Source organism: Butyricimonas muris (assembly GCF_046365375.1).
Classification (GTDB): domain Bacteria; phylum Bacteroidota; class Bacteroidia; order Bacteroidales; family Marinifilaceae; genus Butyricimonas; species Butyricimonas muris.
This window is the reverse complement of the sequence record NZ_JBKEIT010000007.1, coordinates 260,814-278,541: the sequence shown is the minus strand read 5'-3', so window position 1 is coordinate 278,541 and position 17,728 is coordinate 260,814. Positions and strand designations below refer to the sequence as shown.

The window sequence follows — 17,728 nt, the reverse complement described above, 5'->3', positions numbered from 1 at the left end:
TTTATTTCCAAGGTTTTTCTGTTGCAAGGACAGCCGTATGCTTCGCTCCGGCTTTCCCAATCGTGAAGCGAACCGAAACATATATTCTCTTACCGGAAAGCGAGGATTCCCATTTCGGACTTTCCGCCAACAAGCGAATCAATTCTTTATTACTTTCTTTGGAGAAACCGTCTTTAATACGGATACGGCTAGGTACTTTCTTTTTATTCAGTTCAAAAGAAACCAGAATAATACCTTCATTTCCATTTTTCACGTCTTTTTCCGGGTATTTCAGAGCATCCGCCATGTAACGATTAAAACGTACAATATCATCCGCAGAAACTATCGTATCTTTTTTTAATTCATTCCCACTGACAGTCGCAACAGCTCCCACCATACTTGTTTTCTTTACTGTATTATAACCTGTAACGACGACCTCATCCAATTTCTGCTGGTCTACTTCCATCTTCACTTGTATCTGTGTCCCGGCTTTTACAACAACGCCTTGCATTTTCATCCCGATAAAATTAAAAGTCAAATGCGTTTTCCCCTCCGGAAGTTCCAACCGGAAAGTTCCTTGTTCATCAGTCACTGTCCCGACACTTGTTCCGGAAACAAGAATCGTTACTCCCGGTAATATCTCTCCTTTTTCATCAGTCACGATACCCTCCACCGTATTCATCGATACCCCACGTTCTTTTTTCATCACCTCCATCGCAACTTCCGCTTGTTCCGGTTGTACCTTCCGCAACATGCTCACGTGAGCCGAATCCTCTACACCATGACTACTATCCGCGGAAAAAACCTCAATAGCCTCACGCCTCATCTCTTGCGGGGCAACCATAGCCATTTCCTTTTCCAGAACTTTCGATGTATCTTCCCTTTCGACAAGCCACAAAATACCACACATCGCAAAAACCAAAAACGAGGCAGCAATATACAACCAGCTCCGGCTTTTCTTCTTACTCCCCCGGACACGCTCCTCCAAATGACGCTCCAAACGAATCAGACCATCAATCGGGTCACCCGGGGTAGAGGTCAGTCCTTCCAATGCCTCGTATAGAAACGGGTCAGACAAAGCTTCCCGCTCCAGCCGATTGGCGGACTCCCCTTTCCGGTTGCCCCGCAGGTAATCTTTTATATCATCATTCCGTTTCATACGATGTTATTCCTTTATGTTCCAAACACAATTTCAAATTTCGTTTCCCGTTCTGAATAAAACTTTTTACATTTTTCAAGGAAAACCCTGTTCGCTCTTCCACTTCCTTGTAAGAAAGTTCCTGCAGGAAGAAATAATTCACGCTGATACGCTGCTTCTCGGGGAGAGCCTCGATACAATCCTGCAATGCTTTTTCCCGTTCTTCATTCTCTCCTGCTATTGTAAGATGAAAATCATCGCAAAATTCCATAAAAGAATCGTCTAAAGAAACCGATAAATTTCTTGTCCGCTTCCGAAGTTCCATCAGACAATAGTTTCGTACGCAGGTATAAAGCCATGGCTTGAATGTTTTGATATCGCTCCCTTTTACTTTCACTATCAATTCCTCGAACAACTGCATAACGGCATCCTGTGCATCTTCCGGTCGTTTTAAATATTTCAATGCCACACCATACACAAGCGGCATATATCTTTTGTAGACCTCTACCAGATACACCAACTCTCCTTTTGCACAATACTTCCGCAAAAGTTCCTCATCTGTTCTATGTTCCTGAACCTGATTCACATCCAAGCATTGATTTTTACAAATATACGAATTTATAAAATTTCTTTCTCAAATTTATGGAATTTCTTCTGCCAAATCATCTTCTTGAAAAAATAACTCTAATATTATATCGCTTATGAGAACTTACCATTTATTCCAAAAGATCACATTTATAGTGAGTTTGCTAGTTAGCTTGAGCCTATTGGCTTCTGCCCAAAAATCTTTGGTCACGGGAAAAGTAATTACAGCCAAAGATGGTCAACCGCTTCCCGGTGTCACCATCATTATTAAAAACACTTCTATCGGGACGGTATCTAATGTATCCGGAGAATTTTCTATTCAAGCGCAAATTGGGGATACTCTTGTTTTCTCGTTTATCGGACTTCAAACCCGCCTAGTAAAAGTGGAAAAGACAAAATTACTCGTGAAATTACATGGAGATCAAAATCAACTGGAAGAAGTTGTCGTAAGCGGGTATCACACGGTCAAGAAAGAGGCCTTTGTCGGGAGTTGCGTTACAGTCAAGGGTAACAGCTTACAACGACGAGCAGATTATTACTCTAACACGGAAGAATACAATAGTTTTTCACAAAATCAATTCCGTAAAGCACTAGATGCCCCGCTTTCCACGTTCTCCATTGACGTGGATGTGGCTTCCTACTCGAACATGCGGCGTTTTATCAACAACGGGCAAATACCTCCCGCTGATGCCATTCGCACGGAAGAATTGCTGAATTACTTCACGTATGATTATCCCGCTCCCCGGGGTAATGATCCGGTGAGCATCACGACAGAAGTATCCGCGGCCCCGTGGAATCCGCAACATCGCTTGGTACACATCGGAATCAAGGCAAAAGAAATTGCCATGGAAAATCTACCCGCCTCCAACCTCGTGTTCCTGATTGATGTTTCCGGTTCCATGAGCGACCCGAATAAATTACCTTTGTTAAAGTCGTCGTTAAAAATGCTCGTGCAAAAACTTCGCCCGCAAGATCGGGTAGCCATCGTAACCTATGCAAACCACACGAAAGAGTTGCTGCCTTCCACGTCCTGTGAAAATAAACAAAAGATCATATCCGTTATCGAAAGTCTGTATGCCAGCGGCGGAACTGCCGGAGGCGACGGGATACAAAGAGCTTACCGGATTGCCGAAGCCAGCTTTATCAAGAACGGGAACAATCGGATTATTCTTGCCACGGACGGCGATTTCAACATCGGATTATCCTCTCCCCAAGAACTGGAGAAACTGATCGAAACCAAACGTTCTTCGGGTATCTACCTTACCGTATTAGGATTCGGTATGGGTAATTACAAGGACAACCGGGTACAAACGCTAGCTGAAAAAGGAAACGGCAATCACGCGTACATAGACAACCTGACTGAAGCAAAAAAAGTTCTGGTGAGTGAGTTCGGGGGAACATTATTCACCGTTGCCAAAGACGTGAAAATCCAAGTCGAATTCAATCCCGCGAAAGTACAGGCATACCGTTTAATCGGGTACGAAAGTCGTTTATTGGAAGACAAGGACTTTAACGACGACACGAAGGATGCCGGAGAAATGGGAGCCGGGCATAGCGTGACCGCCTTGTATGAAGTTATCCCGGTCGGAGTCAAGAGTAATTTGTTGGGAGATATCGATCCGTTGAAATACCAGAAAACCGAAAAGAAAGAGAAAAAATCACTGACGGATAGCCCGGAGTTACTGACACTGAAACTCCGGTACAAACAACCGGATTCAGACAAAAGTTCCAAAATGGAAGTTGCCGTCATTGATAAAAATACTTCATTGAATAACGTTTCCGAGAACTTCCGATTCTCGGCAGCCGTGGCAGGCTTCGGAATGCTGTTGCAAGACTCCAAGTATAAAAATGATTTGACTTACGATGACATCATCCATCTTGCCCGTGAAGCCACCCAATACGACCCGGAAGGCTACCGGAAAGAGTTTATCCGTCTGGTCGAAAGTGCCGCCTTACTGAAGTAGTAAAGCGCACATCTATTTCATAAACTCGTACGCGGGAAGCATAACAATCTTACAGCCATCCTGCTCAAAATTAAAAAAGGTCTACAAAATCCGAACGGATTTTGTAGACCTTTCAAGTACTAAAAACAAGTGATTATTTTATCAAAATATCCCCTTTCAAAGCTGCCCGCGGAACAACAACTTCAGCAGAACCACAAGCATAAGCCCCGAGTACGTATTGTCCGTACAAAAAATAAACTGACGTTGCATTAAAATTGATTGCCCCCGCCAAGTCTAATGTAGGTTCCATCGTAAAACAACCGTCCGGATTCTTAAAATTAGCCTTCAACAGCGTGTTTATCTGTGCGGCATGGGCATAATTCAAGATTTCCTTGTTCGTTAGGAACTTTTGATTTTTCACGTCATAATTGAATGAATAATAAGTCGTCATTCCATGCGCTCCTCCCGTGAAGGAATAAACTCTTAAACGTACGCTGATAAATTGGTCGGTAGCCATAAACACGCTATCGTCAACCATCAACTCGTACTTCCAGTCCGGACGTTCATCCGGTTTGTCCGCAAATGTTTGGAATAATTCCGTGGCATCCGCCCGCAAGCTATCTTTCAAGTCATTTACTAACTTTTCGATCTTGCCGTTCAAAACCATGCAACTCTTGTTGATTGTCTCGTCTGCGGCAGAGAAGACCGAACGGTCGATCCGGATGTCACAATCTTCCGAAGTTACTTCCGAGTGCTCCTGTTTCACGTTCAGATTCTGAACTTTAGGCTGGCATCCCACGAACACGAGAGCCAATCCAATTGCCATAATTAGTGTACTTTTCATAGTGTGTTTTGTTTTTTTGTGTGTACCACAAAAGTATGAATTTAAACGAGTGGTTATTCACTCCTCACAATTATTTTTTTAACAAATCCAGTTCTGCCAATTTCTGTTTAATTTTCATCTGTATCATCGCTTTTGTCATCTCTTGGGTAATCTGCATCGACTCCATAAAAGCCTGATTATAACACTTTTTCGATTCCTCATATTCCTTCAACACTTTATTCGTATCTCCTAACATCGCCAAGAAATTAATCTTATCCAATAACGACACGTCCATGTATTGCAACGCCTTGATAGTCCATTCTTTAGTTTTCAAAATAACATCTTCAGGCACTTTTCCTCCCGTGGCGACATACACTTTTTGTGCAGCCATACCATAATCCGTCGCCCGAGCCTCATCTCCCAATTCTTTTAAATAAGCATCCATCGATTTCATGTACGCTTCGCCGTCCTTTTTATAAAATATCTGGTACTCGGCATCATACAGATAAGTAAACCGTTGGCGGGCGGACATCGTTTTTTGAGGAACCACACTATAAGTCAACTTCATATCCCCATCAATACGTTCCAGATATTTCTTATACTCTTCTTTCCCGGCACGTGCCAGATTCTCTATCATTTTATTATTATACTCCATCACGTAATAAGCGGGTCCTTCACCCAACGCCAGATACGCTTCCATATTTTTATTCATAAACTCCATCAGTTTATCCCCCGGTTTTTCCGCTTGGTGAAAGGTATTAATAATCCGATAATCCTCCGCATTGATTAGTTCCGGTCCCATCTTCAAATCGATATACTCTTTGAAGAGTTTCTCGATTCGGGCAATCCATTTGGCTCGTTCCATATCTTCCAATGTCCCCACGTAAGCCGGAGCCCCCGCCAACACCTGCTGCATCAACTGCAAATCATTTTTTGAAGATTTAAGTTTCGCGTAAGTCTCCTCGAAACTCATCTCGTCCCCACTGGCAACCTTTGCCAATTTCAGAAAAGCATCCCCCGCCAATGCACCGACGGACTGAGATAGAAGTTTTCCCTCGGCGCTAAAAAAAGCCAATGTCGGCAAAGATTTTACCTTATACTGTTTCACAACGGGTCTGTTTGCCGGCTCTCCCGTATCTACCTGAACAGAAATAAATCGCTCATTAAAATACTCCCCCACGGCGGGCAAAGTAAACACATCCTTGGCCATACGTTTACAAGGTCCGCACCAGTCCGCGTAGAAATCCACAAAAAGCATTTTTCCCTCTTGTTTCGCTTTTTCCAAAGCTGCATTAAAATCCCCCTCGAAAAAAACAATACCTTGTCCGAATGCCCGGACTCCCCCGAGCAATACCAATAATATAACTAAAATCGTTTTCATTTCTTTTCTGTTTAGGAGTAAACCCGGCACATCCTTGCCGGGTTTTACCCGAATAAATAATCTATTTTACAATAAACGTATATACATCCGGCAATGCAGATGAATAACCGTCATTCGAAACCCTCAACGTAACCACATAGCGTCCCGCGGGGAGTTTCGTGTACAAGGGTAATTCCATCACACCCCCTCCGCGAACAACGATTTCCTGTTTAAATAATTCAGCATCTCCCCCGTCCGAAGCCTTCACGCTCACGAACTCATACTGCAAAGGAGCCGTTCCCAGCACTCCTTGAATTTTCGGCGTCACCCAAGGAGCCTCATTAGCAATTCTAACAGCATCTTCTACCGGGTCTAACGTTTTTTTCACTTCCAATTCATTCGGCAAATAACCAGCATTATCCGCCTTCAAATACCCGATTTTCATATCCTGGCATCCCCAACAGGTCATGACCAGTACAAGAAATAAATATACTTGTTTCATCATCATATTCTGTTTTTATAATTGTCCCAAGGTGTAAGAGTAATCCAAAGAATGAACGAACCCGTTATCCGTTTCGATATCGGTTGAAGCCACATCAATCATAGCCCTCGAATCGAAAGAAATTATTTTCAGGTAAACGGGTCCCACGTCCGGGATATCATGATAAGTATCCCGAAACGAATATATCCAGAACTTTGTTCCAAAAGCATTCGTGAACACTTCGCCACCCTCGCCTTGTGTCTGCCCGAGAATCTGTTCTCCCCGGGGAATATCATCCCGCTTGTGAACACCCGCAACCACGTGTTTCAACAGCATATCCCGACATACTTCTACCGGAATATCTTGAATGGCGTCATATTCCTGTTCTATCATCCAACGAAGGATAGATAAATTCGTCGGTCCGAAAAAAGTCATTTTCTCGTACCCTGTCTGTTTTCCTTGAAACAAATCCTGCAACCCGGCACGTTCCACTAAAAGCAGAGTACTATCCCAATCGTAAGAACTGGAATGTAAATAATCGTACATCGTCCCGTCAAAACGACCGTTTGCCAATCCCGTGTCGATGTAATTGTATTTTGTTTCACAAGAAAAAAGCGAAAACAAAATCAAAAGCAATCCTATATTTTTCATCATTTTCATTTTTATTTACTCGAATTTTGACCAATAAATATTCTGGCGTATCAAATCATTATAGGTAAACGCATCACCGCCTATCGGCAGGAACAAAGCCCCATCCTTCACATCTTGCTGGGTCAACGTCTTGTAATTGCCTTCCATACACGCATGAACATACTCCAAACCATTCCGCATAATATCGAAATAACGGTGTCCCTCAAGCAACAATTCCCGCTCCCGCTCCTTGAAGATAGCCAACCGGATATCATTCTCACCCGGACGGGGATAAAGAGTCGCATGAGCTCGCCCGCGAATAGCATTCAAATCATCTATAGCCAAATCATCATCCAGCTTCGCGTAACATTCGGCTCTCAACAAATAAATATCCGCCAGACGCCAGTAACAATAATTCGCATCAATATATGCCAATTGAGGAGTCGGACTCCACGACACATCTTGATAAACGGCATCCCTCCATTTGTAGATGTAAGCAAATCCTTGGTTTACCTTATACATCGTATCATGTGACATAGAATCCAATTTATAAAAATACTCATCCCGGCGGTCATCCGTCTCTTCATAAAGATTTTTCACTGTTTCAGCTTTAATCGCAAAAGTCTGCGTTACCACGGAAGCGGGAGTATCCGTTCCCTTCACCGGCCAAGTAATATATTGGCGTCCGGGAAAATAAGCCATCGGATACTCTTGAAAGCGATCCAACTCGAACTCCAGAATATTTTCTTGGCTGGCTCCCATCCCTTTCATCGCTTTCGTACACACCTCTCCAATCGTACGCTCCAACTCGTAGTAACCCGCTTTCTTATCTATCAGAAGCGAACACCATTCAATAGCCTTTCCGTAACAATCTTTCGCATCCCCGTTCAACCCGTGCATCTCAATCATACTTCCTTTCCACGCGTACAAATGCGCCAACAACGCCGCACAACTTCCTTTGCACCCGTATTGTTTCGACACCCACGTATTTGCTCCCAAAAGAGGCATATCCTCGTATTTCGGCAATAGTTTGTATCCTTCCGAAGCATTCTTTATCGCCTCATCCAACACGTCCGACATCGAACTCTTGTTATACACTTCCATACTCGTGCTATTCTTCGTGATTACAGCCTCTCCCCACTTTCTGGCAAGATCGAAATAAACAAAACCTTTCACGAAATATGCTTGTCCGGCATAAAAGTCCAGTTTATCTTTTGAAACCCCTTCAGCCCGATGCAAATTATCCAATATCACGTTCGCCACGTAAATTAAATCATAATGATTTGTCCAATTGTTATAACTGGAATAAGGACTTACTAATGATGTCTGATTCAACATCCGATGATCTTGATAAGTTGAATTACCTACCAGATCAGCTATAAATCCGCGAAGAGGCATTATTTCATTCTCGAATGCTTTGTAACGGGAAAAGGCTTGTAGTTGAAACACTATCGCGTTAAAATCTTCCTCTGTCTTAAAGAAGTTCGTGAACGTGATGGCATTCTCCGGCTCCACGTCCAGCACGTTATCACACCCCCACAACAAGGGGAAAAGCAGTATATATATAATTTTCCTCATGGCTAAAATTTTACAGTTAATCCTAATGTCAATTTCCGGGCTAACGGGTAATACATGAAGTTATCGTACCCGGTATAGGGGTCTACGACTTCCGGGTCCACGCCGGAATAATTTGTCAACAGGAATAAATTCTCTGCCGTGAAAAACAAACGGCAACCGTCAATATTAATTTTCCGCATCCACTCTTTCGGGAAATTATACCCCAACGTCAATTGTTTCAACCGCAAATAATTCACCCGTTCTATGTTGGAAGAAACGGCTCCGTCAAATTGTCCCGTGTAACTCCGGCTACTAGAAGTTATGATCGGATAATCAGCCTTATCTCCCGGTTTCTCCCAAAATGTCGTATTTGCATAATCCACAAAAACCGTACTCGGTCTAAAATCGTACTGCAAAGAAGTAATTTTGTACAAATTAATAATCTTTCTACCTAACGTGTACGTGAACAAAACATTCAAATCAAAACCTTTCCACATAATCTCGTTAGCCCATCCTCCGTAAGCCTGCGGTAGAGTAGATCCAGCATAATACCTATCGTCGCCATTGATGACTCCATCTTGATTCATATCTTGTATCATTCTGGTTCCTGCGGCATACGGGTAACTTTTGATCATCGAATACAACAGATTTTTGTTCCCTTGTTGGTCATAATAAGCCGGAATATCTTTTTCTGACTCAATCATTCCTAAATCTTTATAAAGATAAAGCCCGTAAATAGGTCGCCCGAGCACCAACTGTCCGGTTCCGTTCACCATATCCATATCCGTGTACGACTTTTCGAAACGATTCCAGTTTCTTGAAATATTAAACTTTCCACGCCATTTAACCTCCGTGTCACGCAGAATATCATAGTTCAACTCCATCTCAATTCCCTCGTTAGAAATCTCCATCGCATTCTGCCATGCCGTTTTATGAAAATAATAATTCCCCGGCAAAGAAACGTTGAACAACAATGATTTGGAATACTTGTAATAATAATCCAATTTGAATTTCAAACGATAATCAAAAAGATCTATATCCAAACCTATATCGTATTGATCCGATTCCTCCCAAGTCAGATTAGTATTAATAATTTGAGAGGGCAATACCCCGGAATTTCCCAAGAAGTGATTCGCCAACTCAAGCGTCCCATGTGCCAAATAAGCATCCCTGAACTGTTGTCCCGAAGTACCCCAAGATGCGCGAATCTTCGCGTAACTCAACCACCATTTTTTGAAAAACGGTTCTTCCGAAAATGCCCAACCAACGGCAACCGACGGGAAAGTAGCCCAACGCACGTTTTCGCCGAACACGGACGAACCGTCCCTCCTTAGCGTGTACTCGAACAGATATTTCTTTTTATAATTATAAGCCAAACGCCCGAAATAACTCAGCATGATTTTTTCTTCAAAATTAGACCGGTATGCCTGCAAGGCTTGGATACTTCCATATTTTTCGTAAGTCGTCGGGAATCCGTCTAAAACATAGTGAATCTTATCACTCGGGGAACCTTTACCCGAAGCACTAAACTGGTCTTTTGCCTCTCTCGAATAAGACAATCCCAAAAGGATCTCCATATTATGATTATTCCGAATCGTCTTATTATAAACAAGCAAATTCTCGTTAGAAAACATCGTTCCGCTACTGATACTTCCCGTTGACACACTTAATTTATCTGTCGGATCCAAATAACTGGGGGTAAAAGAATTTCGTTTCCCTTCAGAGAAATCCATCGACAAACTGGAAGACAATTTCAGCCCTTTAATAAACTCATACGCTACAGCCAGACTGGCCCGAATCCGGTAAGTGATGTTTTTCTCGGACGACTCGTTTATCTGTTTCAACGTTTCCTTTTCAATATCCCCGGAACCCGGCAAAATAGAAAGATTCAATTTCGGGTCAACAGTCAACCGTTCGTACTTACTCGCGCTCGAGAAAGAAGTATTCGCCGCCCCCCGGCTCCGATCCGTATAAGCAAGATACAAACGTGCATCCACGTTCAAGTTTGTACGAGGAACGACATTAATATTCGTCAAAATATTAGCCCTTTTAAACTCGCTCCCCAGCATAATCCCTCTCTCGTTATACCAGCCTGCCCCGATCATGTATTTTATCGTTTCCGTCCCACCGGAAGCCTGAAGATTCGCATTCAAAATCTTCCCCGCATCGAAACAATATTTCCACCAATTCGTCGAATTATTATAAAAAGGATTCAGACTATCCTGCAAAGGTCTTACCATATCCTTCTGCGCATCATTTAAAACATATCCGTTATTCCAAAAGAAATCATACGCGCCATTCTGGTGATATGCCTCCCGGTAAGATTCTGGCATTTTATAAATACCTGTCTGCCAACTCCCGTAAGCCGCACGTACACTTCTAAACTTATAGATATTAGCCATACGTTCCAAGTGTCCGCCCGTCTGCACCGGGGTTTCGGGCAAAATGGAATAGGAGTATGACACGTTAGCCGAAAATTTTCCTCGTCCCGTTTTCCCCTGCTTCGTGGTGATTAAGATTACGCCGTTACTCGCCCTTGAGCCGTACAATGCGGCAGAAGCGGCATCTTTCAAGACTTCAACGGACTCGATTGTCGAAGGATCTATCTCCGCCAAGGTGTTCGTCCCCGTCACGGGAGAAGTAAAAGAATGCACGGGTACACCGTCAATGATATACAAAGGAGTCCCGTCCGTCTGGGATTCTGATAACAACGAATTATAGCCCCGGATATTGATACGGGTACCGCCACCACCGGGAGAACCGGAAATACTAGTCACCTCGACTCCCGCCATATGCCCCTGCAACAAATTTTCCAGACTTGCGGAAGGCACCTCTTCCAAATCTTTCGCTTTCACGGAAGACACCGCACCGATCAACTCTCTCTTTTTCCGCTCTCCATAAGCCACCACGGTTACCTCGTCCAAACCGGAAACTTCGTCCTCCAACACCACGTTCACGGTCGTTTGCCCCTTCAACTCCACCTCTTTCGTCTTCATACCCACGAACGAGAACAATAATCTATCCACCGAACCGGGAACTTCAAATTTATAAGTTCCATTTACATCGGTCACCACCCCAATCGTCGTTCCCTTCACGTAAACAGAAACCCCGGGCAGCACCTCATTCCTCTTGTCTTTCACGACTCCGGTAATCACTTTTTTCTTCTCGTTCAAGGCAGCTTTCTTCTCTGCTTCCGCCTTTTTCTTGATCACGACCACGTTCTTCTCCAATGAATAAGTGTAATCGGTTCTCCTTAAACAGACATTCATCACGCTATCAATCAACACGTCTTTGACGTCAATCGTGATTTTCCCGATTTTATTCACCGCATCCATGCTGTACACGAACGTCATCTTGCTCTGTTTCTCCACAGCAAAAATGATGTCCAACATCGAAGCATTCTCCCTTTTCAAGGTCAATCTCTCCGTCTGGGCAAAGGCGTTACCAAGCATCCCGCCGCCAAAAACAAACGCCAAACAGAGGCAGACTTTCATACAAATTGTATTTATTCTCCTTTTTTTATCGTGCAGGAGCCACGTCCAAAGATTTTTTTTCATAACTTTGAAGAATTAAATTGATTTTGAATTTAACCAAATGGGTGGCAGGAAATAATCACCACAAAATTTCCGCTACCCGTTTTTATTTATATTCAGCTTAACATTAAGTTCCACTCATCACGGTCAACGTCTTTCCCTTCATCGTGAATCTCACTTCCCCGGTCAATTCCAATATATCCAAGAGTGTATCCACATGCTCGTATTTTTCCAATTTAAAACCGAACCGTTTATCTGCCATCTCCGGGTTCTGGTAAAAAATCTCGAAATCATACCAGCGTGCCATCTCCTGCAAGATATCATCCAACCGCTCCTCGTCAAACACGAACACCCGTTCTTTACGCAAACGATAACTCTCCCCGTTTATTTTCCGGTAAGAAAAATCTCCCGTGTTCTTGTGGAAGACAGCTTGCATATTCGGACGCAACACGTTATCCTTCACGCTTACCACCCCCTCAACCAACGAGGTTTCCACAACATCCATATTATTATAGGCTTTCACGTTAAAACTTGTTCCCAGTACCTTCACGTCGAGCGACTTCGTTTTCACGTAGAAAGGATGAACGGGATCATGATGTACCTCGAAATAAGCCTCTCCCGACAAATACACTTCCCGTTTATTTCCTTCAAAACGGGTCGGGAAACGAATTTCCGATTCGGCAAACATCCAGACATTTGTGCCATCGGCAAGCTTCAGATTATATTCTCCTCCCCGGGGTACCACGACCTTGTGATATTCCACCTTCGCATCCATAACGGAATCCAGACCGGAATAATCCAATCCCTGCCCTTCAGCCAGCGTGACACCAAAATCATTCAATTCTTTCGTCACGTTTTTTACTGTATCCAAAGCTATACATTTTCCCCCGGGTAGTTCCAACATCGTTTTGTTGGATTCAAAATAAGCATCCACGATATATTGAGGACGATCCTCCTGTTTACTTTTATTCACCAGAAAAATCGAGGCGGCTACAGCAAGAGGCAAGGCAAAAACAGCCGCCCACCAGAACATCCGGTACATCATCCCCGAAGACTTCTTGCCTGTAACTTTCCGAATCCTTTCCCAACTCTTATCCGCGCTAAACGATGCGTACATCTCTTTTTTGGCGGCAATAGATCGTTCGTCCTGAACCCGAGCCAGAAGTTGCTCTCCCTCCGGATGAGCATGTAGTCGTTTTTTCAACTCGACCTCCTCCTCCGGTGAAAGTTTTCCCTTCAGGTATTTCGTGATTTGTTCTGCTAATTCTATCGATTCCCTATATTTTTCCATAAATGTTTTCCTGACTATTCATATATAATATGCAGAAACACGATTTAGGGGTGACCGGGAATGCGTTTTTTTTGAATTTATTTCAAAAATCTCTCTACAAATTCATAAGAACAAGAAAAAACACGAACAAATTCTTCAATTCCTCCCGCAAAAAAGCATAGGCTTTTCTTTTCTGGGTCTTGATCGTGTTCACGGATATATTCATCTTCTCGGCGATCTCCTCCTGCGAACAACCATTCATACTCATTACCACGATTCGTCGTCTTTCGGGAGGTAATTTATCAATCGCGCAAATAATTTCCCGGTGTACTTCTTCCTCGATAATAGCATTTAATACACTATCCGAATCATCTTCTATAGCCGGATTTACATCTTCATTTTCCCGGTGTTGCCGTAAATAATACAAGGCATTGTTACGAAGTGCCTTGAATAAATAAGCCTTAAAATAAACCATATCCGTGTAGATACCGCGCTTTTCCCAAATATGAATAAAAGTATCCTGCACCACATCTTCCACCGCTTCATGCTCTTGAATATACCGTTTCACGAAAGCACACGACGGATTAAAAAAGTTGTCAAACAACTTTTTAAAAGCTCTCTCGTCACCGTGGTTAAACTGATACAATAACATCTGGCACACCGTATAATTCGGGTGCAAGTTATGACTTTTTTTCAAAAATATCAACACAAAAAAGGCGACCCTTTCGGATCGCCCTTATCTTCCCTACAAATCTCCACTACTATTTTAACAATAAATCACCCTTCAAAATCATGCGGGGAACGGATACCTGAGCCGCTCCACAATAATGAGCACCTAATACCAAAGGCTCATAGGTAAAACAAATATCATTCGTTGAAAAATTTACGGTCGTCACGTTTGACAATGTCGGTACATCCGTGAAACAATTGTCCGGGTTCTTGAAATTCGTCTTGATTTGTTTGTCAATCTCGGCACTCTTGTTGTAATTCAATATATCTTCCGGTTCAAGGAATTTACCCTGTTTCATGCTGTAATTAAAAGCATAATACTCCGTCAACCCGTTCGCTCCTCCCGTCAACGTGTAAACAACCAGACGCAAGCTGATATAACGGTCGTCTGCCATAAAAACACTATCCTGAATATCCAGAGTAAACGGTATCATGGGATTGATCTTCATCTCCTGTGCTTCTTGCAGGTATTCTTTCAATTGTTCTTTCAAATCATTTTGCAGACTGTCAATCAATTTTGTCACCCGCTCATTCACCTCCTTGCATCCTTTCTCCAAAGCCGCATTCTGAGCCGAAAATACCGGACGATTCACTGATACATCCCATTCATTGTTCGTGTAAGACAACGTATTCTCCTCTATATTAATCGTCGGTTTCTGACACCCGACAAAAAACAAAGCCAACAATGCTGCAATAAAAGTATAACTCCTCATAATATCTTCCTTTAATAACAATTTCCGTTGTATACGGAAGGTTTGAAATAAAGGTTCCAACCAAAAAGACTTTTAACCACGGAACGAGTAAAGCACATGTGGGTGGAATCATAAATCTAAAATCATGAAATCAAAAATTAAAGGGCTGCTCGAAAGCAGCCCCCCACACACGTACTAAAATTATTCCCAATCCGATAACGGATTCTCTTTCTCCGATTTTATTACCCAGTCCCGCAATTTCACGTGTTTCAAAAACTTTTGAGCCACACGTTGAATATCTTTCACGGTAATACTATCCAAGGCTTTGTCAAAAGCACTGTGATCCGTGATATCTTTTCCGTATTCCGCATAACTATTTAACACATTCATCCAGAAATCGATACCGAGATTCTCGTTTACCTGCTCGTTACTTCGTTTTATTACCGTAACGACGGGAGCCAATTCACTCTCCTTGAAAAGTTCTTTGGTACTCTTCTCCAATTCCCGGTAGATAATCTCTTTCATCCTTTCCACCTTATCGCTCTCCGTCTCGAAACCGATCATCAGGGTTGCTTTCCTATCCGGAAAGTCCCGGTAGCCGGCATCCGCGTTCACACCATAACTCGCGCTCTCCTGCTCCCGCACGATAGAGAAGTAACGAGCCCGCAACATCTGTCCCCAGATATTAAAAGCTATCTGCTCTTTCAGCGAGAACTTGCCATCATTCTCCAGCACGATATTCACCATCCCCTTGTCCCCCGGCATCACCACTTTAAATTCACGTGCAATAGTATCGGTATCCACGCTATAATCACGGATAATATACTCCTCTTTCTTTCCCCCGCGAGAAGGCAAAGCACCGATATATTCACACGCCAAGCGTGCAGCCTCGTCCCGATCGATATCCCCCACGATACAGAAAGTAAACTCCCCGGCATTCGAGAAACGTTCACGATACAAGGATTCCAACCGTTCGAAATTCATCATGTCGAAATACGCCACGCCATAATCCTTATTCCGTTCGTCTTCTCTCACGGTCAACATCCGGATAGTGTCCTGCACGAGATTCTGCGGTGTCTTCCGTTGGTTCTCGTACGCGTAGCGGGAACGCTCGACATATTTGTCAAATTGCGTCCTATCGAAACGGGGTTGCTGGAACAACAAATAATACAACTGGAACAAAAGTTCAGCATTCTCCGCTTTCGTGCTTCCCCCGAAGCCTTCCGTGTAATCACTGATCATCATATTCAAACGGATCTGCTTGCCTTGTACCAATTCTTTCAACGTGCTCAAGTCATACTTGTACAATCCCGACTTCAAAGTCAATGCTTGCATAGCCGTTAATGTCGGTAAATCCTCCGTGGCGACAACCGAACGACCGCCATGACTGCTGCAAGCCAGCGAGAAGAACCCGTGTCCTTCCTCCACGTGCTTGTAATACACCTTGGCGCCATTAGACAATGTCCACTCTTCCGCCTTGAAACGATCCAGCTTTTTCACTTTCCTAATCGTTCCGGCTTGAAGTTGCAGGTCAAACGGTTCCGGCGTCTTGTGTTCCTCGACCTCCGGCTCTATATCTTTTTCCGCCACCTTAGCCATGATATTCAGAATATCATCTTTAGTCAAGTATTTATAATCCTTGTCATTCCCGGACACCACGACAATCTGATTACTATCGTTCGCCCACGAGTGAATCCAGTGACTCATATCCTCCGCGGTGATTTCCAGCAAAGCCTCTTTCAACAAACCCAACTCTACCGGTTGCTCGTGAAAGGGCATTCCCGCCAAGAAATGATTCTGGAATACGGATACATAATACGGGTTACTCTCCTTCTCTACCTCACTTTCCATTTTCATCAACTCTTGGAAAAGAGCCTCCTGCACTCTCTCGACCTCTTTGTCGGTAAAACCGTAACGACGAATCTCTTCCCACGCCGTCCACACCTGCTCGAAAGCCTCCGCATCCTGATTTTTATACGGAATCACGTCTAAAGAGAACCCGTTATAATTACGCACGAAACTCTCGAATGTACCGGAAACGCTCAAAAACTTCTCCTTGTTCGCGTTCACGATACGGGACAGACGTTGTCCCATCAAAGCGTTAAAAATCCGTGCCTTAAAAGAATACGCCTTGCGTCCGACCTCATCCAATCCCTCCTGCCGGTGTGCCCGTTGGTGGAAAGAAATCATCTTCGACGGGTTCTCCGCGTCAAGAATCAACATGTAATCCATATCCGCCCGGTCAGGAATCTCCACCTCGTACCGTTCCAACGGATTCTCCCTCGCGGGAATCTGCCCGAACAGCTCCTTTACCCGCTCCTCGAATTCCTCCTCGTCAATATCCCCGACCACGATCACGCACTGCAAATCCGGTCTGTACCATTTACGATAAAACTCCCGTAATACATCCGAGGGGAACGATTGCAATAATTCCACCGTCCCGATCACGTTCCGTTTGGCATATTTCGTGTGATTGTACACCACCGGAGCCGCTCCTTCCTGCAAGCGACGCCCCACGTTATAATGACTCCGCCATTCCTCGATAATCACGCCCCGCTCCTCGTCAATATCTTTATCTTTCAGCAATATCTCGCTACACCAGTCTTTCACGATAAACATACACGTGTCCACCAATCCGCCTTCTGCCACGGGTACATCCTCGATATTATACACCGTCTGGTTTATCCCTGTCTTCGCGTTGAACGTGAAAATACCTCTTCCCCTCAAATAAGGCATCACCCCTCCCGGGAAATGGGTAGTACCGTTAAACGCCATATGCTCCAAGAAATGCGCCAACCCGTTCTCGTGATCCTCTTCCAGTATCGCCCCCACGTTTTGCAACAGGTAAAAACTCACCCTTCCCGGCTCCGCCTTGGAATGCTTCACGTAATACGTCAGACCGTTATCCAGTTTCCCGTGACGCAATCCTTCCATGCCTTCCTGCGCGGACAAAGGAGTCCCAACCGTGCAAAGAAACACGGCAATCGTTACTAATAATCCCCTCATAC

Annotated in this window: 13 protein-coding genes; 1 reads left to right on the top strand and 12 read right to left on the bottom strand. The window is 43.8% G+C overall.

The window, feature by feature from the left end:
- Position 1: 1 nt before the first annotated feature.
- Positions 2-1,138, bottom strand: coding sequence for a carboxypeptidase-like regulatory domain-containing protein (locus tag ACK8P8_RS13485; protein ID WP_186974603.1), 1,137 nt, complete (start codon positions 1,136-1,138; stop codon positions 2-4).
- Positions 1,125-1,703, bottom strand: a complete 579-nt coding sequence (locus tag ACK8P8_RS13480; RefSeq protein ID WP_366482331.1) for an RNA polymerase sigma factor — start codon at positions 1,701-1,703, stop codon at positions 1,125-1,127. The genes ACK8P8_RS13485 and ACK8P8_RS13480 overlap by 14 nt, the downstream gene beginning before the upstream one ends.
- A gap of 115 nt (positions 1,704-1,818) precedes the next feature.
- On the opposite strand from ACK8P8_RS13480, the gene ACK8P8_RS13475 reads away from it, so the two are divergent.
- A complete protein-coding gene (locus tag ACK8P8_RS13475) occupies positions 1,819-3,666 on the top strand; it encodes a vWA domain-containing protein (protein WP_186974604.1) in 1,848 nt (615 codons plus the stop codon).
- Positions 3,667-3,799: 133 nt separating this feature from the next.
- Here the strand turns inward: ACK8P8_RS13475 and ACK8P8_RS13470 are convergent, their stop codons facing one another.
- The 10 genes from ACK8P8_RS13470 to ACK8P8_RS13425 form a co-directional block, all read right to left on the bottom strand.
- Complete coding sequence (locus tag ACK8P8_RS13470; protein WP_186974605.1) at positions 3,800-4,489, bottom strand: DUF4163 domain-containing protein; 690 nt, start codon at positions 4,487-4,489, stop codon at positions 3,800-3,802.
- 70 nt (positions 4,490-4,559) lie between these two features.
- The gene (locus tag ACK8P8_RS13465) at positions 4,560-5,849 is read right to left on the bottom strand and encodes a thioredoxin family protein (RefSeq protein WP_186974606.1); all 1,290 of its coding nucleotides are present in this window, start codon (positions 5,847-5,849) and stop codon (positions 4,560-4,562) included.
- 61 nt (positions 5,850-5,910) lie between these two features.
- Positions 5,911-6,336, bottom strand: a complete 426-nt coding sequence (locus ACK8P8_RS13460; protein WP_410025982.1) for a hypothetical protein — start codon at positions 6,334-6,336, stop codon at positions 5,911-5,913.
- Between the two features lie 9 nt (positions 6,337-6,345).
- Positions 6,346-6,963 carry a fasciclin domain-containing protein gene (locus ACK8P8_RS13455; protein WP_186974607.1) on the bottom strand — a complete coding sequence of 206 codons (618 nt, stop codon included), beginning with the start codon at positions 6,961-6,963 and terminating at the stop codon, positions 6,346-6,348.
- Between the two features lie 12 nt (positions 6,964-6,975).
- Positions 6,976-8,517, bottom strand: coding sequence for a RagB/SusD family nutrient uptake outer membrane protein (locus ACK8P8_RS13450; RefSeq protein ID WP_186974608.1), 1,542 nt, complete (start codon positions 8,515-8,517; stop codon positions 6,976-6,978).
- Positions 8,518-8,519: 2 nt separating this feature from the next.
- Entirely contained in the window at positions 8,520-12,053 is a 3,534-nt protein-coding gene (locus tag ACK8P8_RS13445) for a TonB-dependent receptor (protein WP_186974609.1), read from the bottom strand.
- 103 nt (positions 12,054-12,156) lie between these two features.
- Complete coding sequence (locus ACK8P8_RS13440) at positions 12,157-13,320, bottom strand: FecR family protein (protein WP_099291005.1); 1,164 nt, start codon at positions 13,318-13,320, stop codon at positions 12,157-12,159.
- 94 nt (positions 13,321-13,414) lie between these two features.
- Positions 13,415-13,978: an RNA polymerase sigma factor gene (locus ACK8P8_RS13435; RefSeq protein ID WP_186974610.1), complete on the bottom strand. Its 564-nt coding sequence runs from the start codon at positions 13,976-13,978 to the stop codon at positions 13,415-13,417.
- Positions 13,979-14,060: 82 nt separating this feature from the next.
- Positions 14,061-14,741 (bottom strand): PdaC/SigV domain-containing protein, encoded by a 681-nt coding sequence (locus ACK8P8_RS13430; protein ID WP_186974611.1) that lies wholly within the window; start codon positions 14,739-14,741, stop codon positions 14,061-14,063.
- A gap of 180 nt (positions 14,742-14,921) precedes the next feature.
- Entirely contained in the window at positions 14,922-17,726 is a 2,805-nt protein-coding gene (locus tag ACK8P8_RS13425; RefSeq protein WP_186974612.1) for a M16 family metallopeptidase, read from the bottom strand.
- Positions 17,727-17,728: the final 2 nt, after the last annotated feature.